This is a genomic window from Ruegeria sp. AF5 (assembly GCF_056541905.1).
Window position 1 is genome coordinate 71,929 of sequence record NZ_JBQFYZ010000004.1, and the last position, 21,821, is coordinate 93,749.

Consider the following 21,821-nt stretch of genomic DNA (forward strand, 5'->3'; position numbering starts at 1 on the left):
CCTGTTGGCGCGGCTCTTGTCACATGGGCGCGTTTTTGTCCAGCCGCCGCTTGATCCCTCAGGTGATTCAACGCGGTTCCACGGGCCATATCCTGCCAAGGTCGTCCAACCCGGCGCGGATGAGTTCCGACAGAACCTGCATGTCGATATCCGCCAGCGTGTTCACATACAGGCAGGACTTTCCCAGCTTGTGCTTGCCCAACCGGGCAAGAATGCCGCCAAAATCCGCGTAACCCGGCATGATATAGATCACCAGCGCCGACTTGCGCGGGGAAAATCCGGTTGCAAGAAATTCGCCCTCCCGGCCCGAGGCGTAGCGATAGTGATAACGGCCATACCCTATCATCGACGGGCCCCACATGACCGGATCAAACCCGGTGGTGGCCCGAAACAGTTCATCCAGAGCGCGCGCCTCCTCGGCCCGACGTTCTGATTGGACCGAATTAAGGAAATCTTCTACGCTTTGATCCGTTGGAACGGTTTTGTTCTGCGATCGCGACATGAACAAAAATTAACACGTATTGTTCATCCATGCACCCTACGTGGATGTCGTAACATCTGGTCAGAATCTCACAACGTTCTAGTTTTTCTAAAGGTGTTCTGACAGGGAGAACGATAATGACAATCAAACTTACGCGCCGTGCCGCCTTGGGAACTGCTGCCGCCTTGCCGTTTGCCACGGCAGCAGCGCCGGTTTTGGCCGCAGGCTCTGACGCCAAGGCCAACTCGACCATCGCCAAATCCTTCAAGGTCGGCGACTTTACCGTCACGACCCTGCTGGATGGCAGCCTGCCGCGCGACGGCGCCAAGGATATCTTTGGCGGTGGCGCGTCTGATGAAGACTTTGCAAAGGTTTCGGCAGAGAACTTTATTCCCGCCGACACCGCCCAGTTCTTTTTTACCCCCTCACTGGTCAACACCGGATCGGAACTGGTGTTGTTCGACACCGGTCTGGGGCAAGGCGGCATTCAAGCCGCTTTGGCCGATGCAGGTGTCAGCCCGGATCAGATCGACGTTGTCGTGCTGACCCATATGCATCCAGACCATATTGGCGGCATGACAACGGATGGCGCACCGACCTTTTCCAACGCACGCTATGTGACCTCGGCAACGGAATACGATTTCTGGTCCGCGCAAGAGGCCGGAAACAATGTCGGTGATCTTGTGGCCGCAAAAGTCACGCCGCTGGCCGAGAAGATGAGCTTTATCGGTGATGGAGAGCAAGTGGCATCGGGCATAACTGCGGTTGCGGCCCACGGCCATACTCCGGGCCATACGGTCTATCATCTGGAGAGCAACGGACAGCGCCTTCTGCTGACAGCGGATTTGGCCAACCATTACGTGTGGTCCTTTGCCCATCCGGAGTGGGAGGTTCGGTTTGACATGGACAAGGCCGCCGCGACAGCCGCGCGCCGTAATGTTCTTGGCATGCTGGCAGCCGACAAGGTGCCGATGGTCGGCTATCACATGCCCTTCCCTGCCGCGGGCTTTGTCGAGACACGAGGCGAGGGCTTCCGCTTTGTTCCGGTCAGCTATCAGATGATGGGCTAAGCCCCTAGTAACCCGGATCCGGTCGCACCTTTGAGCCGTCGGTGAACCGAGACAGGCGGAACGCGGTCGGATCCACACAAGGGGTTGAATCAGTGACAAGGTCAGCCATCAGGCGGCCGGCGCCGGGCCCGATGCCAAAGCCGTGGCCGGAAAAGCCCGTGGCGATATACATACCCGGCATGTCATCCACGCCCGAGATTACGGGAATGGCGTCGGGGGTAACATCAATCATACCCGCCCAACTTTGGACGATTTCACTGTCCTGCAAGGCAGGGAACCCTTTTCGTGCACTGGCCCAGGCTTGTCGCAAAAACTTCTGCGAAGGTTCAGGATCCAAAACCCGGCACAGCTCGAACGGGGTCACGTCGGTCGGCAACCATTTTCTGTTCTGACGGGCCTCGATAGCCCACTGTTTTGACCAGCGAAAACGCAGGGATTTCCATTCCTGCGCAAAGGCAAAACGAAACTGCAACCCCAGCCGGAAACTGTCTGGCACGATATCGACCGTGTTCTGATGTCCCGACGCGATGGTGTGCCCGCCATCTGCGCGCTTTCGGATCGCAAAATCATCCGACCATAGCGCAGTTTCGGGCCCATCTTTCACCGGAGAGGTCCGCAGAACTGTGTTCAGAACCTTAAGCTGCGGCAGGTTGATACCTGCATTACCCGCAAACAGGCGCGACCACGCACCCCCCGCCAAAACCACGCGCCCGCAGGCGACCTTGCCGCGTTCGGTGAATACACCAGCAATACGCCCATCCTGAATGTCCACACTTCGCACAGCGCAGCCTGTCATGATCACAGCACCTAGACGACGTGCGGCTTCGGCAATGGCCGGGGCGGCCCATTGCGGTTCAGCACGCCCGTCCTGCGGCATGTACAGAGCAGATGTCAGGCCGGTTTCGAGCCCGTGCAACAACTCTGCCAACTCGCGTCCCGACACCATTTTTGCCCCGGTCTGCAATCCTTCCACATGGCACATCCAACGCTTCAGGTTGACTTCTCCCCGCTTGCCGGACGCGCCGAAAAGAATGCCGGATTGCGCATAGCCGGTATTGCCATCCAGGCGGGCATCAAGGGTCTGCCAGATCCGCAACGCCTCTTGCATCAGGGGAATTTCGCGGGGGTCACGCATGCCCAAACGCACCCACCCCCAATTGCGCGAGCTTTGTTCAGCTGCAATCTGCCCCTTTTCGCACAAAAGGACGGAAGCGCCGCGTTCAGCCAGTTCCAGCGCGGTTGAAACGCCGATTATGCCGCCGCCAACAACGACAACATCAACAGATTTGGGAAGGGCAAGATCGGATTCTACGGGGTTCGGTTTTGGTGCCGTCATAAATACGCAATACTCTGTCGCCTGAACCCGTATGGGGACCAAGACCCAGAAGTTTGGCAACACGAATTGTCACAACGTCGGCACTATTTTTACGCCTGTGGCCCAGACGCCAATGGCAACGAAAATCCTCAGCACATCACGCTGCGCCGGACAGTTCCGCCCATTTCTGACGCAGCTTCGCGGTCAATCCGGTGTCTTTTTGCACGGTCTGCGCGGTTACGTCCTTCTGCGGCAACAAGCTTGGAAACTCAGCCCGAAGCGACGCCGCTGCCTGTTCGTCGGACAGCCGCTGTTCATTCAGGACACCGGCAATCGCCGCTTCCAGCTTTTCCTCATCCAGCTCCTGCGGCGGAGATTCCATCGTCCGCCGTTTCAAAAGAGCATGATGCGATCCTTGATATTCCTCATACATGTCAAAACCAAACCATTTACTCAGACATCCAACCCCGGATGCGTCACACTTCATCAAAATCAACTCGCGACTTTGAGAATTGCGTCGCACCCGCCCCACATCGGGCAATTTTCAAGCTAAAATGTGGCAGAAAGTTGGCGTCACAACAAGTCAGAGTCCGGTTTTAGCGCCTGTGGCGGGCCCATAACGAGAAATCGGAAAACAATCAAAGGGAGGGAAACTTTACTGTTTCCAAGTCAGCGCACGAATTGCGGCAATCAGGTGCGATCGCGCCAGCGATTCACAATTGGATACCGCCGATCCAGCCAGAACGCGCGGTTGCTCAGGCGCGTGCCGGGGGCGGACTGAAACCGTTTATACTCGCTGATATAGACCAGATGTTCGACCCGCTGTGCATCTGCTTCGTTGTACCCGGCGGCGACACAGTCTGCGATCGATCCGTCCTGATCGACCAGGATCTCAAGTATTCCGTCCAGAACCGGGTAATCCGGCAGGCTATCGCTGTCTTTCTGATCTTCGCGCAGTTCCGCACTGGGCGGTTTGTCGATGACAGACGGACGGATCACTTCGCCTGCAGGGCCCATCATCCAGTCTCGGTGATTGGCATTGCGCCAGCGGCAGGTTTCGAACACACGGGTCTTGTACAAATCCTTGATCGGATTATAGCCGCCGTTCATGTCGCCATAGATCGTGGCATAGCCCACGGCGACCTCGGATTTGTTGCCGGTGGTCAACAGCATTTCGCCGAACTTGTTCGAGATCGCCATCAACAGCAACCCGCGCAGGCGGGATTGAATGTTTTCTTCGGTCAACCCTTCATCCAGCCCTGCAAACAGCGGTGCCAAAGTGCTGGTGACGGCTGCGCGGCTGTCCGAGATCGGCACGTAGTCATAATGCACGCCCAGCGCTTTGGCGACCGCCTCGGCATCGTCAAGCGAGGCCTGGCTGGTGTATTCCGACGGCAGCATCACGCAGCGGACATTTTCGGCCCCGATGGCATCGACCGCAATGGTCGCAACCAGCGCGGAATCGACCCCGCCGGACAAGCCCAGCAGCGCCTTCTTGAAACCGGTTTTTCCCATATAGTCGCGAAGGGACTGCACCATTGCGCGATAATCCTGCTCCCACTCATCCGGTTGAGGCACGATTTCACCTGATGCGATCCGCCAGCCGTCTTCGCCGCGCTCAAGATCGACTTGCGAGAGCAGTTCGTCAAAAACAGGCATCCGGAACGCCAGTTCCCCGCCCGGGTTCAGGCCAAAGCTGGCACCGTCAAAGACCTGATCATCCTGCCCGCCAACCATATTCAAGTAGATCAGCGGCAAGCCGGTTTCGACCACGCGCGCGACCATATGGTTCAGTCGCACATCGTATTTATCCCGGAAATAAGGCGACCCGTTGGGGATCAACAAAAACTCGGCCCCGGTTTCCTCCAGCGTTTCTGCCACGTCCGGGTGCCAGCTGTCTTCGCAGATCGGGCTGCCAATCCGGAAATTCCCTACCGAATACGGCCCACCCAATGGACCCGCATCATACAAGCGCACTTCGTCGAACACCGTCTCATTCGGCAAGTGGTGCTTCAGAACCTTGCTGGTGATCCGGCCACCCTTCAGGATCAGGTAGGCGTTGTACAGCTTTCCATCGTCGACCCAGGGACCACCAATGGCGATTGCAGGACCTTCAGCGCATTTTGCGGCCAGCGCTTCGACCGCAGCCATGGCTGCGCGGTGGAATACCGGTTTGAGAACCAGATCCTGCGTGTTGTAGCCGGTGATGAACATCTCGGGGAAGGCCACCAGATCCGCGCCCGCTGCCTTGCCTTGCTCCCATGCCGCAACGGCCTTGGCCGCGTTGCCTTCGATATCGCCAACGGTCGGGTTCAGTTGCGCCAGAGTGATGCGGAAACGGTCGGCCATGCTGCCCTCTTGCCTCGTAAGTCCTATTGCCATTTAGCAGATCACCGCGCGAGTAAAAGACCAATGCGGCAAAAGCCGTTGCTCTGCCCGCAACGGTACCTTAGTTTTGCGAAAGAGATATCACCAGCGACGACCGGGCAGACAGGACCAGAAATGAACGTGATCCGAAACTCAATTTTGGCGGCGGGGATGAGCCTGACAGCGGCCACTGCTTTCGCGCAGGACGGGACCGTCATCGTCAAGGATGATGAAGTTGGCGGTGTCTATGAAGGCACTTATGAGAACGGGTTGCGGCACGGGACAGGAACGTATCGGCTGCCGAACGGATTTGAATACACCGGGCAATGGGTAGAAGGCGAAATTCAGGGTCAGGGTACCACACACTACCCCGACGGGTCAGTCTACGAAGGCATGTTCGCCAAGGGTCAGCCCGAAGGGCGCGGCAAGATTATCTATGCCAATGGCAGCAGCTACGAGGGCGATTGGTCCAACGGGTCAATCAACGGCACCGGCATCGCTGAATTCACGAACGGCACGCGCTATGAGGGTGAATTCAGGAACGCCCAGCGACATGGCAAGGGCGTGCTGAGTTTTCCCGACGGATATATCTATGACGGCGACTGGGTCGACGGTGAGCGGCAGGGCAAAGCAAGGATCACCTATGCCGATGGCAGCGTTTACGAGGGCGACGTCAGCTCAGGCATGCGCGATGGCACTGGCACGCAGACGATGCCCGACGGAATGGTGTATTCAGGGGATTGGTCCGGGGACCAGATCACCGGGACGGGCAGCCTGACCTATTCCAATGGCGATGTATACGAAGGCGAACTTCAAGAAGGGCGCCGCCACGGCAAGGGCAAAGTGACCCACGCCCAAGGGGATGTGTACGAAGGCGATTTTGTCGACGACCGTCGCCACGGCAAAGGAACGTTCACCGGAACGGACGGCTTTGTGTATACCGGCGACTGGAACGCCGGGCAGATTGAAGGTCTTGGCGAAGTGACCTATCCGGATGGATCTGTCTATGTCGGCGATTTTGTTGCCGATCTGGCCGAAGGAAACGGCAGCATCACCTATCCGGACGGATCGACCTATGAAGGCGAATGGATCGCGGGTGTTATCGAGGGTCAGGGCACGGCCACCTATACCAATGGTATAATCTACAAAGGCCAATTCAAAAACGCGCAAAGCCACGGCAAAGGTGTGGTTACGCGCGCAGATGGCTCGGTATATGACGGCGACTGGGTTGAAGGCGTGCGTCAGGGCAAAGGCAAGGCGACCTATTCCGATGGCACGGTCTACACCGGCGATTTCCTGAACGGAAAACGGCATGGCAAAGGGGAAATCGCAACCCCTGCCGGGTTCAAGTATACGGGCGACTGGTCGGACGGAAAAATCAACGGCGTGGGTACCGCGACCTACTCGAACGGGGATGTGTATGAGGGCAGCTTTGTCGACAACAAACGTCAGGGCAGTGGGACGATGCGCTATGCCAATGGCCAGGAGGAAAGCGGTGTCTGGGAAAACGGCGTGTTGCCGGACCAGACCTCGGACCAGCAGAGTGACGCTGACACCGTCGCCCCGCAACCCGCCCCAGATGCGAACTCCGAGGCAACCGGAACCTCGGACGGGTGATGGCTCACCACGGGACCGGCTTACCGGCCCAATCATAGAACCCTCCGGTATCAGCGAGCGTTAACCCGCGTATCACGTTCAACAGGTTGCTGGCGGCTGCTTCAGGTTCGACGGCAGGATGTCGACCCAGGTATTTGTTCGTGAACTCTGTTTTTACCGTGCCGGGGTGAAGGGCGACGCAAATCGCCTGTTTATGTGTTCGGGCCAATTCAATTGCGGCGGTATGGACGACCTGATTAACCGCTGCCTTGGCCGCACGGTAGCTGATCCAACCACCTGTTCGATTATCCCCGATTGATCCCACCCGCGCCGAAAGCACCGCGAATACAGATCGTCTTTGTCGCGGCAACAGATGATACGCGTGGCTTAGCACCAATGCCGGACCAACGGCATTCAACGCAAACTGATCCATCATGGCTTTGGCTGAAATCGCCCGAAGGGTTTTTTCTGGCACTGCGCCGTTTATCTCCAAGGCGCCCGAAGCCACCAGAATCAGATCAAACTGGTCTGGCAGGTTTTCAAGCTTCAGCATCACCCCGTCCGGATCGGTCAGGTCAAAGCCGTCCTCCGACCGGGACAAACGCGTAACCGAAACGCCCTGCTCAACCAGCCGCCTGGTAACAGCTGCGCCAATCCCGCCAGAAGCACCAATTGTCAATGCAGTTTCCATCCATGATCAGCTAGCGGCGCTGTGCAAACAATCAAGGCGGTCGAAACAAGGGCAGTTGCCAGAAGTTCGCGTATTGCAAATTGGTTCTTTTCATTCCCGGCGGGCTCTGTATAACCTCAATCCCATGATCAACCGCGCAGATATCCCTTGTGTCGACACCGCCCTTCGCGGTGCGTCGCTGCGTGGCCTACTGATCCTAATCCGCCTCTGAGCGTGCCATCCGGCGCGCCCGCTCAGAGGAGGACGCCAGCGCGCCATAGGCTTTAGGACAGAAGAAGAAAGAGAACCCCATGACCAACGTGACCGACCAAGACCGCGTCTTGATCTTCGATACCACTTTGCGCGACGGCGAGCAGAGCCCCGGCGCCACCATGACCCATGACGAAAAGCTCGAAATCGCCGAGCTGCTGGACGACATGGGCGTCGATATCATCGAGGCCGGCTTCCCCATCGCGTCGGAAGGCGATTTCAAGGCTGTGACCGAAATTGCACAGCGGTCGAAAAACAGCCGCATCTGCGGTCTGGCCCGTGCAAATTTTGCCGATATCGACCGCTGCTGGGAGGCGGTAAAACACGCCGAGAAGAACCGCATTCACACATTCATCGGCACTTCGCCGCTGCACCGCGCCATCCCGAACCTGACCATGGACGAGATGGCCGACAAGATCCACGAAACGGTCAGCCATGCGCGCAACCTGTGCGAAAACGTGCAGTGGTCCCCGATGGACGCGACGCGAACCGAATGGGATTACCTTTGCCGTGTGATCGAGATCGCAATCAAGGCCGGGGCAACCACGATCAACATCCCGGATACGGTGGGCTATACCGCTCCGGTGGAAAGCACGGACCTGATCAAGCGTCTGATCGAAACGGTGCCGGGGGCGGATGACGTGATCTTTGCCACCCATTGCCACAATGACCTTGGCATGGCGACCGCAAACTCGCTGGCCGCTGTGGCAGGTGGTGCCCGCCAGATTGAATGCACCATCAACGGTCTGGGCGAACGCGCTGGCAACACGGCGCTGGAAGAAGTTGTCATGGCACTGCGCACGCGCAACGATATCATGCCGTGGCACACTGGCATCGACACCACCAAGATCATGCACATCTCGCGTCGGGTTGCGACGGTCTCGGGCTTTCCGGTGCAGTTCAACAAGGCAATTGTCGGCAAGAACGCTTTTGCCCATGAAAGTGGCATCCATCAGGACGGGATGCTGAAAAACCGCGAAAACTTTGAAATCATGCGTCCTGAGGACATTGGTCTTTCGGGAACATCCTTGCCGCTTGGCAAACATTCGGGCCGCGCAGCCTTGCGCGACAAGCTCGAAACGCTGGGGTTTGAGGTGGGCGACAACCAGCTCAAGGATATCTTTGTCCGGTTCAAGGATCTGGCAGATCGCAAGAAAGAGGTGTTCGACGACGATCTCATTGCACTGATGACGCTGGACGAGGCTGACGACCACCTGCAACTGGTTTCGATGAAGGTGACTTGCGGCACGGGTGGTCAGGCGGAATCGACGGTCGAGCTGGAGGTTGAAGGCGTGGACAAAACCGCCACTGAACATGGCGACGGCCCGGTGGATGCGACCTTTAAGGCGATCCGTGCGATTTATCCCAACACGGCACGCCTTCAGCTTTATCAGGTTCATGCCGTAACCGAGGGCACGGACGCACAGGCGACGGTTTCCGTGCGCCTGGAAGAGGATGGCATGATCGCAACCGGCCAGTCGGCAAACACCGACACCGTCGTGGCGTCAGCTAAGGCTTATATCCACGCTCTCAACCGCCTGATTGTGCGCCGTGAAAAAGCTGGACCAGGCGCGGATGCGCGCGAGATCAGCTATAAAGACCTGACGTGATTGCATAAATCATCCGGGCAACCGCAAGTTTGGTTGCCCGGAAAATCCAACACGACCCACGGTGATGGATTGGGTGCTTTATCCCGACCAGCGTCTCGTCTGCTGCTAAAGCTGCGCGAAAAGCTTGGAAAGGCGGTTCATTTCGTCGCCGATACAGAACGGCGCGTTCACAACAAACATACCTGACCCAATCATCCGGTGCCCCTCACGCGCAGGCGGGAATGTCACTTCGTGGCAAATTGCTTTGGGGTAGTTTCGCGATTTGAGAGCCGCAGTCATCCCAGCATGTCGATTGTCCGTCAGGATCGGGTACCAAAGGGCAATCACGCCCACATTCCACTTGCGGTGCAGCTTGGCGATAATGCCGGGCAAGCGGTCATAATCGGCTTTCACCTCGTAACTGGGGTCAATCAGCATCATGCCCCGGCGCGGAGCTGGAGGCAGCAAGGACTGCGCCAGATCGAACCCATCCTGCTGATAGACTTTCGCCCCAAACGGCGACATCGCCAACGACAGGGCCGCAAATTCCTGTGGGTGCAGTTCCGCGAGGTGCAAACTGTCCTGTTCCCGCAACATAGTCGCAGCAATCATCGGCGATCCTGGATAGGCCATGTCGCCGTACCGGGCCTCTACCTGCTTCAGGACCTGCGCCATCGGGTGGTCGGGCCCGAACCACCCTTCCCGCTGTGCGCGACCGATCCCTGCCTCTGCCTCTCCTGTCCGAATGGATTCGTCTGCATCCAACCGATACAACCCACGCCCGGAATGCGTTTCGATATAGCTGAGCGGCTTGTCCTTGCGTGTCAGATAATCCAGCACCCACGCCAGTAAAGCGTGCTTTTGGACATCCGCCAGATTCCCGGCGTGGTAAATGTGTTGATAAGAGAGCATTTTGCCTTCTAAAGTCCCATTCAATAAGGCGGAAAGGTGCTGATTGTCGCGGAATCAGCCCTTTTACCGGGCGTGATGGCACCCTATAAGTCATCCGTCCCGGAACCGTCGAGTCGCGGGCAGTAGAAAACCGACATTACAGGATCAGGGAAAACATGGGGATCTTTGGCAATCTGGGCGGCCTGTTCACAGCGGACATGGCTATCGACCTTGGAACAGCAAACACGCTGGTTTACGTCAAGGGGCGCGGTGTCATCCTGTCTGAACCTTCGGTTGTGGCCTATCACGTCAAGGACGGTGTGAAGAAAGTTCTGGCAGTTGGCGAAGATGCCAAGCTGATGCTGGGTCGGACGCCCGGTTCGATCGAAGCCATCCGCCCCATGCGCGAAGGTGTGATCGCGGATTTTGATACTGCCGAAGAAATGATCAAGCACTTCATCCGCAAGGTGCACAAACGCTCGACCTTCTCGAAACCCAAGATCATTGTCTGCGTTCCTCATGGCGCAACCCCGGTCGAAAAACGTGCAATTCGGCAGTCGGTCCTGTCAGCAGGTGCTCGTCGCGCGGGCCTGATTGCCGAACCGATTGCGGCCGCAATCGGGGCCGGCATGCCGATCACCGACCCGACCGGCAACATGGTTGTTGATATTGGCGGGGGCACTACCGAGGTTGCTGTTCTGTCGTTGGGAGACATTGTCTATGCCCGTTCGGTCCGCGTTGGTGGTGACCGGATGGACGAGGCCATCATTTCCTACCTGCGTCGCCAGCAGAACCTGCTGGTAGGTGAATCCACGGCTGAACGCATCAAGACAACCATTGGTACCGCCCGCATGCCCGACGACGGGCGCGGTCAGTCGATGCATATCCGGGGGCGTGATCTGTTGAACGGCGTGCCCAAGGAAATCGAGATCAGCCAGGCCCAGGTGGCCGAAGCGCTGTCAGAGCCCGTGCAACAGATCTGCGAGGCGGTTATGACCGCGCTTGAGACAACGCCCCCCGATTTGGCTGCGGACATTGTCGACCGTGGTGTGATGCTGACCGGCGGCGGCGCGCTGCTGGGCGATTTGGACCTGGCCCTACGCGAACAGACCGGCCTGGCGGTATCCATTGCGGACGAAAGCCTGAATTGTGTGGCTTTGGGCACCGGCAAAGCACTGGAATATGAAAAACAGCTGCGCCACGCGATTGACTACGAAAGCTAAGGCGCGCACCCTCGGAAGATAGGGTTATATCGGCGCGAGCAGCACGGGAAGGTAACCTGTGGCAAAAGACCGATCACAGCGCGATGAGTACACGACCCCCCTGCGACGTTTGTTGCTGGGGATTGTTGTGCTGTGCCTGCTTGGTATCTTCCTTCTGTGGCGCATCGACAGCCCGCGCGTTGAACGGTTCCGCGCGCGGATCGTGGATACGGTTGTACCGTCGATGGAATGGGCCATGGTCCCCGTGACTGCCGCCGTCAATCTGGTGCGTGACTTCCAAAGCTATCAGCGCCTGAGCGAGCAGAACCGGGAACTGCGTAGCGAACTGCGCCTGATGCGCGCCTGGAAAGAGGCTGCTTTGCAGCTTGAACAGGAAAACGCGCGACTGCTGGATTTGAACAATGTCCGCCTTGACCCGCGTCTGACTTATATCACCGGCGTTGTCATGGCCGACAGCGGGTCGCCATTCCGGCAATCCGTTCTGCTGAATGTCGGAGAGCGTGACGGGATCGTGGATGGATGGGCCACGATGGACGGCATTGGCCTGGTCGGCAGGATATCAGGTGTTGGCCCTGACACGGCACGCGTGATCCTTGTGACGGATGCCACCAGCGCGATTCCCGCAACCATTCAACCTTCTGGCCAGACCGCGCTGATCAAAGGCGACAACAACCCCGCGCCCGCGGTGGAGTTTCTTGAAAACCGCGAGCTGGTTCGCCCCGGGGACCGTGTGATCACTTCGGGTGATGGCGGCGTTTTTCCTGCGGGCCTGCTGATCGGTCAAATCGCGGCAGATCCCGGGGGGCGCCTGAGGGTCCGCTTGTCGGCAGATTTCGAAAGGCTCGAATTTCTCAGGGTTCTGCGGTTTCACTCGGCTCCGCCCATTCAGGATCCGGGCAGTATCGTCGGGCCTACCCGCCCAGAGGCAGCGCTGACCCCGGATGAGGTCAGCGATGGATAGACCGGCCTCGCAAATCTGGGCCATGCGCAGCCTTTATGCCTTGCTGGCATTTTCTGTACTGTTTCTGCATCTGTTGCCGTTGGACGCTCAACCCGATCGCTGGCCTTTTCCCGACGTCCTGATTGCCCTGACTTTTGCCTGGGTGCTGCGGCGGCCCGATTACGTCCCGACTGTATTGGTTGCGCTTGTCATGCTGATGGCCGACTTTCTACTGCAACGTCCACCGGGCCTTTTGGCCGCGCTGACCGTAGTCGGGTCGGCCTATTTGCGGTCAGCGGCGTTGGGTATGAGGGATGCGGGATTTGCCGGAGAATGGATGTCTGTCGGCATTGTGATCACGGCGGTCATTTTGATGAACAGGGTCGTACTATCGGTGATGTCCGTGCAACAGGCCGCATTGGGGCCGGTCGTGATTCAGCTTGTGCTGACGGTCGCTGTCTACCCGTTGGTCGTGCTGCTTAGCCAAAGCGCGTTGGGGGTTCGCCGCATATCCGCTGCTGATGTCAGCGCTGTGGGAAGCCGGGCATGAAACAGCGTAAACCCAAATCCCAGGGCCTTGCCTATAAGCGCCTGCCACGCAGAGCGCTGTTGCTGGGTGGTCTACAGGCGGTGTTCATAGGCGGTCTGGCGGCACGAATGCGGTTCATGCAGGTCGAACAGGCCGACGAATACCGCCTGTTGGCCGAAGAAAACCGTATCAACATCCGGCTTATCCCGCCGACCCGTGGGCGTATCTATGACCGGAACGGCCAGATCATCGGCCAGAACTCACCTTCCTATCGCATCGTCATCGTGCGTGAAGACGCCGATGACGTGGAAAAAGTCATCGCCAAACTGTCGGAACTGATCCCTCTGAACGAAGATGAGATCGAGCGCGCCAGGACTGAAATGCGCCGCTCGGCTCCGTTTCTGCCGGTGACGCTGGCGGATCAGGTTACGTGGGAGGATATCTCGAAGGTTGCGGTCAATGCTCCGGCGCTGCCGGGCGTAACGCCCGAGGTCGGCCTGACACGGCAATACCCACGATACGAGGATTTCGCACATATCGTCGGCTATGTTGGCCCGGTCAGCGACTATGACCTCAGCAAGATAGAAGACCCTGAGCCGGTATTGCGCATTCCAAGGTTCCAGATTGGAAAGGTTGGCCTTGAGGCCAAGCAGGAAATCGAACTGCGCGGCAAGGCCGGTGCAAAGCGGGTCGAGGTCAACGCGACGGGCCGCGTCATGCGCGAGCTTGACCGGCAGGAAGGACAACCCGGCGCAGACCTGCAACTGTCCATCGACGCTGATCTGCAACAATATGCACAGGCGCGACTGGCAGGCGAAAGTGCAGCCGCAGTTGTCATAGACTGCGAGACCGGTGACTTGCGTGCGGTCGCCTCGGCACCCAGTTTTGATCCGAACCTGTTTGTACGTGGCATTTCGGTCGCCGATTACCGGGCATTGACAGAAGACAAGTACCGCCCTCTGGCGAATAAATCCGTGCAAGGAACTTATCCTCCGGGATCGACCTTCAAGATGGTCACCGCGCTGGCCGCGTTGGAAGCTGGCGTAGTCTCTCCCGGCAACACCGTGTACTGCCCCGGACACCTGAAGGTCGGCAGCCGTCGCTTCCATTGCTGGAAGCGTGGTGGGCACGGGACGGTTGACCTCAACCTCTCGCTGAAACGCAGCTGCGATGTCTATTACTATGACGTGGCTCTGCGGGTTGGCATCGACAAGATCTCCGACATGGCCCGCACTTTGGGACTGGGCGTCAAGCATGACATCCCGATGTCGGCGGTGGCGGATGGGCTGGCCCCCAATCAGGAATGGAAGCAGCGCGCGCACGGTCAGGAGTGGCTTGTGGGCGATACGGCAAACGCGTCCATCGGCCAGGGATTCATGCTGGCTTCACCGCTGCAGCTTTCTGTGATGGCCGCCCGCATCGCCACCGGTCGCGCGGTCACGCCGCGCCTGGTGCGCTCGATCGACGGTGTTGAACAACCCTCGGGCGCCGGAGAACCACTGGGCCTTAATTCTTACAATCTGGAACAGGTCCGCAAGGCCATGTTCTCGGTCTCGAATGACAGGCGGGGAACGGCATATCGAAGCCGCATCATCGCGGATGAGTTCCGGATGGCGGGGAAAACCGGAACCAGCCAGGTTCGAAACATCACCAAAGCAGAACGGGCCGCAGGCGTGATCCGAAACGAGGACTTGCCGTGGGAGCGTCGCGACCACGCGCTGTTCGTTTGCTTTGCACCGTATGACAACCCAAAATACGCCGTGGCCGTGGTTGTTGAGCATGGCGGCGGCGGGTCCACAGCCGCAGCCCCGGTTGCACGCGACATCATGCTGCAAGCTCTTTATGACGGCACACCGCCGCTTGAAGCCTACCCCGTCGCCGACCGCGAACGCATCAAGGAACAGCAAAAACGGCTGGAGGGTGACAAGCGCCCCAAGGCGCGACCGGATGAAAAGGACCGTGCATGAGCTATCTTGAATATGCCGTCAAGTCCACGCCGTCGGGGTTTCGCAAGTTTCTGTATATGAACTGGCCGCTGACATTGCTGTTGATCAGCACCGCCAGCGCGGGCTTTTTGATGCTGTATTCTGTTGCGGGCGGTTCGTGGACGCCCTGGGCCGAGCCGCAAATGGAACGTTTCGGGCTTGGCCTGACAGTGATGTTCATCATCGCACTGGTTCCGATCTGGTTTTGGCGCAACATGTCGGTGCTGGCCTATCTCGGCTCGGTGGCATTGCTGGTATTTGTTGAACTGTTCGGCACCATCGGCATGGGTGCGCAGCGCTGGATCGACCTTGGGTTCATGCGCCTGCAACCCTCGGAGGTCATGAAAGTCACGCTGGTCATGTTGCTTGCCGCTTATTACGACTGGCTTCCCTCGCACAAAACGTCTCGTCCGCTTTGGGTTCTTATCCCGGTTGTCCTGATCATCCTGCCTACTTTGCTGGTTCTGAAACAGCCCGATCTTGGCACATCCATCCTGCTTCTCGCCGCAGGAGGTGGGTTGATGTTTCTGGCAGGGGTTCACTGGGCCTATTTTGCCGCCGTTATTGCTGCTGTCGTGGGCCTGATCGCCGCTGTGTTCAACAGCCGGGGGACCGACTGGCAATTGTTGAAGGACTATCAGTTTCGGCGCATCGACACCTTTCTGGACCCGTCCACCGACCCATTGGGGGCCGGATACCACATTACCCAGTCCAAGATTGCCTTGGGGTCCGGGGGATGGAACGGGCGTGGTTTCATGCAAGGCACGCAGTCCCGCCTGAACTTCCTGCCCGAGAAGCATACTGATTTCATTTTCACGACGTTGGCCGAAGAGTTCGGATTTGTCGGGGGAACGACCCTGTTGACCCTTTATGCCTTGATTCTGGTTTTCTGCATGGTCACGGCCCTGGCAACCAAGGACCGGTTTTCATCTCTGGTCACGCTGGGTATCGCGCTGAACTTCTTCCTGTTTTTTGCCGTCAACATGTCGATGGTGATGGGCATGGCCCCGGTCGTGGGTGTACCACTGCCAATGGTCAGCTATGGTGGCTCGGCCATGCTGGTTCTGATGGCGGCCTTTGGCATCGTCCAAAGCGCCCATATTCACCGCCCCCGTTGATCTGAAAGGGCTCTGATGTCTGTGAACGTCCTGTTTTCCGCGCGCCCTGCCCTTTGGCCGGTGTATCAGCCGCTGCTGGCACAATATCTTGATGAGGCGGGTCTGGACGTCCAGCTAGAAACCGAGTTCGAACCGGATCAGGTCGATTACGTTGTTTACGCCCCAAACGGAGGGGTACAGGATTTCAGACCTTTCACGCGCCTGAAAGCGGTGCTGAGCCTTTGGGCCGGTGTCGAAAAAATCGTGGGTAACGAAACACTGACCGTTCCATTGGCGCGGATGGTGGATCACGGCCTGACGCAAGGCATGATCGAGTGGGTGGTTGGCCACGTTCTGCGCTACCATCTGGGGATGGACCGGCACATCACGGTACAGGACGGTGTCTGGACCCCAGATATCCCGCCGCTGGCGCAAGAGCGCAACGTTTGTATTCTGGGGCTTGGAGCATTGGGCGAAGCGGTGGCCCGCGCGCTGACCGCGCTTGAGTTTCGGGTCTTAGGCTGGAGCCGTACAGCCAAGAACATCCCCGGCATAACCTGCCTGCATGGTGCCGAAGGGCTGCGCCAGGCGCTTTCTCATGCCGAAATCGTAGTCTTGTTGCTGCCCGATACACCTGCCACTGAAAACGCGCTGAATGCGGAAACGCTGGCCCTGCTTCCCAAAGGTGCGCGTATCATCAACCCGGGACGCGGGCCGCTGATTGATGATGATGCACTATTGGATGCCCTGAACTCGGGCCAGGTGGGCCACGCAACGCTGGATGTGTTCCGTGTCGAGCCCTTGCCCACCGATCACCCCTATTGGGCGCATCCGAATGTCACCGTGACCCCGCATATCGCGTCCGAGACCCGCCCGGTCACTGCCGCACAGGTCATTTGCGAAAACATCCGGCGCGGGGAATCCGGTGAGCCCTTTGTGCATCTGGTCGACCGCACGCTGGGCTACTGAAGTCACGCCGCAATCAGACCGCGGCCTTTCAACAGGGCATCCACGCCCGGCAATCGCCCCCGGAACGCCAGATACAAATCCTCTGCCTCGCGCGAACCGCCGGTGGACAAGATATTGTCTTCCAGCGCTTTGGCCCGTTCAGGATCAAAGGCACCACCTGCTTCTTCGAAGGCCGCAAAGGCGTCAGCATCCATCACCTCGGACCACATATAGCTGTAGTAGCCCGAGCTATAGCCATCGCCTGCGAAAACATGCGCAAAGTGGGGCGTGGCATGGCGCATTCCAATGGCTTGCGGCATCCCCAACCCGGCCAGAACCTCGGCCTGTTTTGCCATCGGGTCTGCCGGGGCGTCGCCATCGTGGAAGGCCAGATCAACAAGAGCCGAGGCGACATATTCCACCGTCTGGAACCCCTGGTCGAAATTGGCGGCGTTCAGCACTTTTCCAAGCATCTGCTGCGGCATCGGCTCACCCGTTTCGGCATGGGTGGCAAACTCGGCCAGAACTTCGGGCACTTCCAACCAGTGTTCATAAAGCTGGCTGGGCAGTTCGACAAAATCGCGCGCAACCGAAGTACCCGAGATGCTTTCATAGGTAACGTTGGACAGCATCTGGTGCAAGGCATGGCCAAACTCGTGGAACAGGGTGCGTGCATCGTCATAAGACAGCAGTGCCGGATCACCCTTGGCGAAGTTGCAGACATTGATGACAATCGGTGCCTGTTCTTTCGGGAATCTGGCCTGTGCCCGCATCGCGCTGCACCAGGCACCTGATCGCTTTGACCCCCGTGCAAAGTAGTCACCGATGAACACGGCGACATGCCGACTGTTGCGCGTAACTTCCCACGCGCGGCAATCCGGGTGATAAAGCGGCACGTTCAAAGGCTTGAATTCCAGCCCGAACAGGCGGTTTGCACAAGCAAACGATGCCTCGATCATCCGGTCCAGTTGCAGGTAGGGTTTCAGTTCCGCCTCATCCAGATCATGTTCCGCCTTGCGCCGCTTTTCAGCGTAATAGCGCCAGTCCCATGCTTCCAGCGGGCCGTTGACACCGTCTTTCTGCATCATCTGGGTCAGGATTTCCGCGTCCGCATCGGCGCGGGCCTTGGCAGGTTCCCACACCTGCATCAACAACTCACGTACCCGGTCCGGAGTACGAGCCATTTCAGTTTCCAGCTTGTAATCGGCGAAGTTGTCATAGCCCAACAGCTTGGCGCGTTCCTCACGCAAGCCCAGAATCTCAGCCGCGATGTAGCGATTGTCGGTCTCGCCACCATTCGCCCCGCGGGCAGCCCAGGCGCGATAGGCTTTTTCGCGCAGATCCCTACGGGGTGAAAACTGAAGAAACGGCACGATCAGCGACCGGGAGAGGGTAACAACCGGCCCCACGGCGCCCTTTTCCGCACCAGCAGCCCGTGCCGCATTCACAACGAATTCCGGCAGGCCCCACAGATCTTCTTCGGTCAGGTTCATGAACCAATCCCGCTCATCCGCCAGCAGGTTCTGGGTAAAGGATGTCCCCAACGAGGCGAGGCGCGACTTGATTTCTTGTATACGAGCGTCTTTGTCCCCGTCCAACGCCGCGCCTGCACGAACAAAGCCCCGATGGGTAAGCATCAGAACGCGTGCCTGTTCCTCGGTCAGGTTCAGGTTTTCGCGCCGCGCCCAAAGGTTTGCAACGCGTTCAAACAGCGCCTTGTTCGAGGAAATTCCCGAGAAATGCGCCGACAGCTTGGGTGAAAACGCGCGCTGCAACTCTTCCCGCTTGGGGTTGCTGTCTGCGCCTGCAACAGTGAAGAAGACCGACAGAACCTTGTCCAGCTGCTCGCCCGCAGCCTCAAGGGCTTCCACCGTGTTCGCGAAAGTAGGGGCCTCTGCATTTGCTGCAATCGCGTCGATCTGCGCGTTATGCGCAGTCATCGCCTGATCCAAAGCCGGTGCAAAATCTTCGTCCGAAATATCGGCGAAAGGGGCTATTTCGAATGGGGTGGTCCAGTCGGACAGGATCGGGTTGGTCATGCGGATCTCCTTTGACCCTATAGCTAGTTCGCCATGGCCGGGTGTTCCAGAACCCCCAGCCCACGTTAAGAAAGGTTAATTGCTTGCGGCACCGCAAATGGGGCAATCGGCACGGCGGGTCAGCGTGATCTTGCGGCTTTCACCGTATAGGGCGTCGTAGATCAGCATCTCGCCCCGCAGCGCCATGCCAGCGCCCGTGATCACCTTTATCGCCTCAACCGCCATCATCGATCCAACAACACCCGGCAACGGGCCAATCACACCGGCCTCGGAACAGGACGGGGCCAGACCGGGGGCCGGGGCTTCGGGAAAGATACACTGGTAGCACGGGCTTCCATTGGCTGGGTCAAACACGCTGAGCTGCCCTTCCCACTGCGACAAGGCCCCCGAAATCAGTGGCTTGCCCAGCGCGGCGGCAGTCCGGTTGGCCAGATAGCGGGTCTCAAAATTATCCGTACCGTCAAGGATCAGATCGAAGTCGGCAAAAAGTTCTGCCGCGATTTCATCGCCCAATCTGCGATGAAAGGGCAGAACTACCACATTCGGGTTCTGCGCCTCCATCGCTTGCTGGGCGGAAAAGACCTTGGGCATATCAATATCTGCATCGCGGTGGATCACCTGCCGCTGCAGGTTCGCATTCTCGACTATGTCGTCGTCAATGACCCCGATTGTACCCACACCTGCGGCCGCTAGGTATTGCAGCGCCGGGGCGCCCAAACCTCCTGCACCGATCACCAGAACACGGGCTTGTTTCAACTTTTTCTGACCCGGCCCGCCCAATTCGCGCAGCACAATGTGACGGGCATACCGGTTCAGTTCGGTTTCGGTGAAACGGTCAGAGGGCATGGTGGTTTCCGGCTTGGATGCTTGTACTGCGCGGTTACGCAGGGCCTTCAGCACACGGCCATATAACAAAACGATGGCCGCGAAACCTGCAAGGATCAGCCACAGCGCCGCAGACCCACCGGTTGCTTCGCGCAGAGGATGCCCATCCGGCAAGATCAGATGAGACAGGATCACCCCGACCAACAACACACTCACCGACACCACGCGCGCGGTTTTTGACGTGCCGGCGATATAGCCAACGCCCCATAGCCCCGCTGCCAGAACAAGAACCAGCAACATCAGCCGCGCCCGGTCGAGCCGAAACCGCCAGCCCCGCGATCTGTTTCACCCAATGCCTCAGCCAGTTCGAATGCCGCCTGCACGACAGGGGCAACTACCAGCTGCGCGATACGATCGCCATGAGCAATCTCGAACGGTTCCTGACCGGCATTCATCACGATCACCCCCAAAGGTCCGCGATAGTCACTGTCAATAGTGCCCGGCGTATTGGGCAGCGTGATCCCATGTTTCAGTGCAAGGCCCGAGCGGGGACGGACCTGAACCTCGTATCCCTGCGGGATTTCAATGCGCAGACCGGTCGGCACAAGCGCCCGCTGTCCGGGCTCCAGCATAATCGAAACCCCCTCGGGCAAGTTGGCACGCACGTCCGCGCCAGCAGCACCCACAGTTTCGTAGGACGGAAGCGCCACGGCGGGGTCTGCCCCGTCTTCGCGGATCACTCGAATTGCAACCATGGTTTTGCCTTTCCTTCAGCCCGCCAACGCGTCTGCGATCCTGCTTGCCAACCTCCGCGCAACCTCAGCCTTGCCCATACGCGGCCATTCCTCGACTCCGCTGTCCGAGATCAGGATAACCGCATTCTCGGACCCGCCCATGATCCCGGTGGCAGGGCTGACATCGTTGGCAACAATCCAGTCACAGCCTTTGCGCAGCCGCTTGGCGGTAGCATGTTCGATCACGTCATCGGTCTCGGCCGCAAAGCCGACAACCAAAGGTGGGCGCCCATTTTCCATCCGCGAGACACGTTTGAGAATGTCGGGGTTCTCGGCAAACTCCAGAACCGGAAGCCCGTCTCGGCTTTTCTTCAGCTTCTTGTCCGACGCACTGGCCACGCGCCAATCTGCCACCGCAGCCGCAAACACGCCCGCGTCGACGGGAAGCGCCGCATCAACCGCGTCCGACATCTGTTGCGCGGTCTCGACCGGCACGACCTGCACACCCGCCGGAGGCGGTACGTCTGCGGGGCCTGTGACAAAGATCACCTCGGCCCCCAAATCCGCAAGCGCCTGTGCCACGGCCGAGCCCTGCGCCCCGGAAGAGCGGTTCGCGATATACCGGACCGGATCAATCGGCTCATGCGTCGGGCCCGAAGTTACCAGCACGCGCTTTCCCACCAAGGGTCCTGCCGCAAGCTGCGCCTCAACCGCCGCGACGATTTCCAGCGGTTCCGACATGCGTCCCGGCCCATATTCACCGCAGGCCATATCACCTTCGTTTGGGCCAACAAAGCGCACGCCATCCGCTTGAAGCTGCTTCAGGTTGCGTCGCGTCGCCGGGTGTTCCCACATGCGTACATTCATCGCGGGCGCACACAGAACGGGTGTGTCCGTTGCCATCAGAAGGGTCGATGCCAGATCATTTGCCAACCCCCCGGCCATCTTGCCCATCAGGTCCGCTGTTGCGGGGGCCACGACGATCAGATCGGCAGAGCGTGACAGCTGGATATGACCCATCTCGGCCTCGGCGGTCAGATCGAACAGGTCACCATAGACCTTTTCTGAGGCAAGGGCAGACACGGACAGAGGTGTTACAAATTCCTCTGCCGCACGCGTCAGCACAGGCGTCACGGCCGCGCCACGTTCACGCAGCCTGCGGATCAGGTCCAGCGATTTGTAGGCCGCGATGCCGCCGCCGATGATCAGCAGAATGCGTTTGGATGACAGCATGTTCAGCCCTTCCTGTCCC

19 protein-coding genes are annotated in these 21,821 nt (G+C 58.8%); 9 read left to right on the plus strand and 10 right to left on the minus strand.

Annotated elements, in window-relative coordinates:
• Positions 1 to 67: 67 nt before the first annotated feature.
• The gene (locus tag ACR0DS_RS08380) at positions 68 to 502 is read right to left on the minus strand and encodes a DUF1801 domain-containing protein (RefSeq protein ID WP_480483253.1); all 435 of its coding nucleotides are present in this window, start codon (positions 500 to 502) and stop codon (positions 68 to 70) included.
• 116 nt (positions 503 to 618) lie between these two features.
• Between ACR0DS_RS08380 and ACR0DS_RS08385 the strand changes: the two genes are divergently transcribed.
• Complete coding sequence (locus ACR0DS_RS08385; protein ID WP_480483251.1) at positions 619 to 1,551, plus strand: MBL fold metallo-hydrolase; 933 nt, start codon at positions 619 to 621, stop codon at positions 1,549 to 1,551.
• A 4-nt stretch (positions 1,552 to 1,555) separates the two neighbouring features.
• Here the strand turns inward: ACR0DS_RS08385 and ACR0DS_RS08390 are convergent, their stop codons facing one another.
• The 3 genes from ACR0DS_RS08390 to ACR0DS_RS08400 form a co-directional block, all read right to left on the minus strand.
• Positions 1,556 to 2,887 carry an NAD(P)/FAD-dependent oxidoreductase gene (locus ACR0DS_RS08390; RefSeq protein WP_480558876.1) on the minus strand — a complete coding sequence of 444 codons (1,332 nt, stop codon included), beginning with the start codon at positions 2,885 to 2,887 and terminating at the stop codon, positions 1,556 to 1,558.
• A gap of 136 nt (positions 2,888 to 3,023) precedes the next feature.
• Positions 3,024 to 3,248, minus strand: coding sequence for a hypothetical protein (locus ACR0DS_RS08395; RefSeq protein WP_245220582.1), 225 nt, complete (start codon positions 3,246 to 3,248; stop codon positions 3,024 to 3,026).
• A 308-nt stretch (positions 3,249 to 3,556) separates the two neighbouring features.
• Entirely contained in the window at positions 3,557 to 5,215 is a 1,659-nt protein-coding gene (locus tag ACR0DS_RS08400) for an NAD+ synthase (RefSeq protein ID WP_480558874.1), read from the minus strand.
• Positions 5,216 to 5,368: 153 nt separating this feature from the next.
• On the opposite strand from ACR0DS_RS08400, the gene ACR0DS_RS08405 reads away from it, so the two are divergent.
• Positions 5,369 to 6,850: an MORN repeat-containing protein gene (locus ACR0DS_RS08405; RefSeq protein WP_480558872.1), complete on the plus strand. Its 1,482-nt coding sequence runs from the start codon at positions 5,369 to 5,371 to the stop codon at positions 6,848 to 6,850.
• Positions 6,851 to 6,854: 4 nt separating this feature from the next.
• On the opposite strand, the gene ACR0DS_RS08410 is transcribed toward ACR0DS_RS08405, so the two are convergent.
• Positions 6,855 to 7,520, minus strand: a complete 666-nt coding sequence (locus ACR0DS_RS08410; RefSeq protein ID WP_480558870.1) for an SDR family NAD(P)-dependent oxidoreductase — start codon at positions 7,518 to 7,520, stop codon at positions 6,855 to 6,857.
• Positions 7,521 to 7,810: 290 nt separating this feature from the next.
• On the opposite strand from ACR0DS_RS08410, the gene ACR0DS_RS08415 reads away from it, so the two are divergent.
• Positions 7,811 to 9,379, plus strand: a complete 1,569-nt coding sequence (locus ACR0DS_RS08415) for a 2-isopropylmalate synthase (RefSeq protein ID WP_480558868.1) — start codon at positions 7,811 to 7,813, stop codon at positions 9,377 to 9,379.
• A gap of 105 nt (positions 9,380 to 9,484) precedes the next feature.
• Here the strand turns inward: ACR0DS_RS08415 and ACR0DS_RS08420 are convergent, their stop codons facing one another.
• Positions 9,485 to 10,270, minus strand: coding sequence for a 23S rRNA (adenine(2030)-N(6))-methyltransferase RlmJ (locus ACR0DS_RS08420; RefSeq protein ID WP_480486707.1), 786 nt, complete (start codon positions 10,268 to 10,270; stop codon positions 9,485 to 9,487).
• Between the two features lie 155 nt (positions 10,271 to 10,425).
• Here ACR0DS_RS08420 and ACR0DS_RS08425 point away from each other — a divergent pair, with 155 nt between their 5' ends.
• Genes ACR0DS_RS08425 through ACR0DS_RS08450 form a run of 6 tightly spaced genes read left to right on the plus strand, consistent with a single transcriptional unit; the run spans position 10,426 to position 16,992 of the window.
• The gene (locus tag ACR0DS_RS08425) at positions 10,426 to 11,472 is read left to right on the plus strand and encodes a rod shape-determining protein (protein WP_039523195.1); all 1,047 of its coding nucleotides are present in this window, start codon (positions 10,426 to 10,428) and stop codon (positions 11,470 to 11,472) included.
• A gap of 58 nt (positions 11,473 to 11,530) precedes the next feature.
• Positions 11,531 to 12,433 carry a rod shape-determining protein MreC gene (gene mreC, locus ACR0DS_RS08430; RefSeq protein WP_209506411.1) on the plus strand — a complete coding sequence of 301 codons (903 nt, stop codon included), beginning with the start codon at positions 11,531 to 11,533 and terminating at the stop codon, positions 12,431 to 12,433.
• Positions 12,426 to 12,962 (plus strand): rod shape-determining protein MreD, encoded by a 537-nt coding sequence (locus ACR0DS_RS08435; protein WP_480558866.1) that lies wholly within the window; start codon positions 12,426 to 12,428, stop codon positions 12,960 to 12,962. Before mreC ends, ACR0DS_RS08435 begins: the two co-directional genes overlap by 8 nt.
• On the plus strand, positions 12,959 to 14,908 hold the full coding sequence (gene mrdA, locus ACR0DS_RS08440) for a penicillin-binding protein 2 (protein ID WP_480483236.1): 1,950 nt from the start codon (positions 12,959 to 12,961) through the stop codon (positions 14,906 to 14,908). Before ACR0DS_RS08435 ends, mrdA begins: the two co-directional genes overlap by 4 nt.
• On the plus strand, positions 14,905 to 16,044 hold the full coding sequence (gene rodA, locus ACR0DS_RS08445; protein ID WP_209506418.1) for a rod shape-determining protein RodA: 1,140 nt from the start codon (positions 14,905 to 14,907) through the stop codon (positions 16,042 to 16,044). Before mrdA ends, rodA begins: the two co-directional genes overlap by 4 nt.
• A 15-nt stretch (positions 16,045 to 16,059) precedes the next feature.
• Positions 16,060 to 16,992, plus strand: coding sequence for a 2-hydroxyacid dehydrogenase (locus tag ACR0DS_RS08450; protein ID WP_480558864.1), 933 nt, complete (start codon positions 16,060 to 16,062; stop codon positions 16,990 to 16,992).
• Between the two features lie 2 nt (positions 16,993 to 16,994).
• On the opposite strand, the gene ACR0DS_RS08455 is transcribed toward ACR0DS_RS08450, so the two are convergent.
• From ACR0DS_RS08455 to coaBC, 4 genes are all read right to left on the minus strand, one after another.
• Positions 16,995 to 19,010 carry a M3 family metallopeptidase gene (locus ACR0DS_RS08455; RefSeq protein WP_480558862.1) on the minus strand — a complete coding sequence of 672 codons (2,016 nt, stop codon included), beginning with the start codon at positions 19,008 to 19,010 and terminating at the stop codon, positions 16,995 to 16,997.
• Between the two features lie 75 nt (positions 19,011 to 19,085).
• Entirely contained in the window at positions 19,086 to 20,135 is a 1,050-nt protein-coding gene (locus ACR0DS_RS08460; protein ID WP_480558860.1) for a HesA/MoeB/ThiF family protein, read from the minus strand.
• A complete protein-coding gene (gene dut / locus ACR0DS_RS08465; RefSeq protein ID WP_480558858.1) occupies positions 20,135 to 20,590 on the minus strand; it encodes a dUTP diphosphatase in 456 nt (151 codons plus the stop codon). The genes ACR0DS_RS08460 and dut overlap by 1 nt, the downstream gene beginning before the upstream one ends.
• Positions 20,591 to 20,605: 15 nt before the next feature.
• Entirely contained in the window at positions 20,606 to 21,802 is a 1,197-nt protein-coding gene (gene coaBC, locus ACR0DS_RS08470; RefSeq protein WP_480558856.1) for a bifunctional phosphopantothenoylcysteine decarboxylase/phosphopantothenate--cysteine ligase CoaBC, read from the minus strand.
• Positions 21,803 to 21,821: the final 19 nt, after the last annotated feature.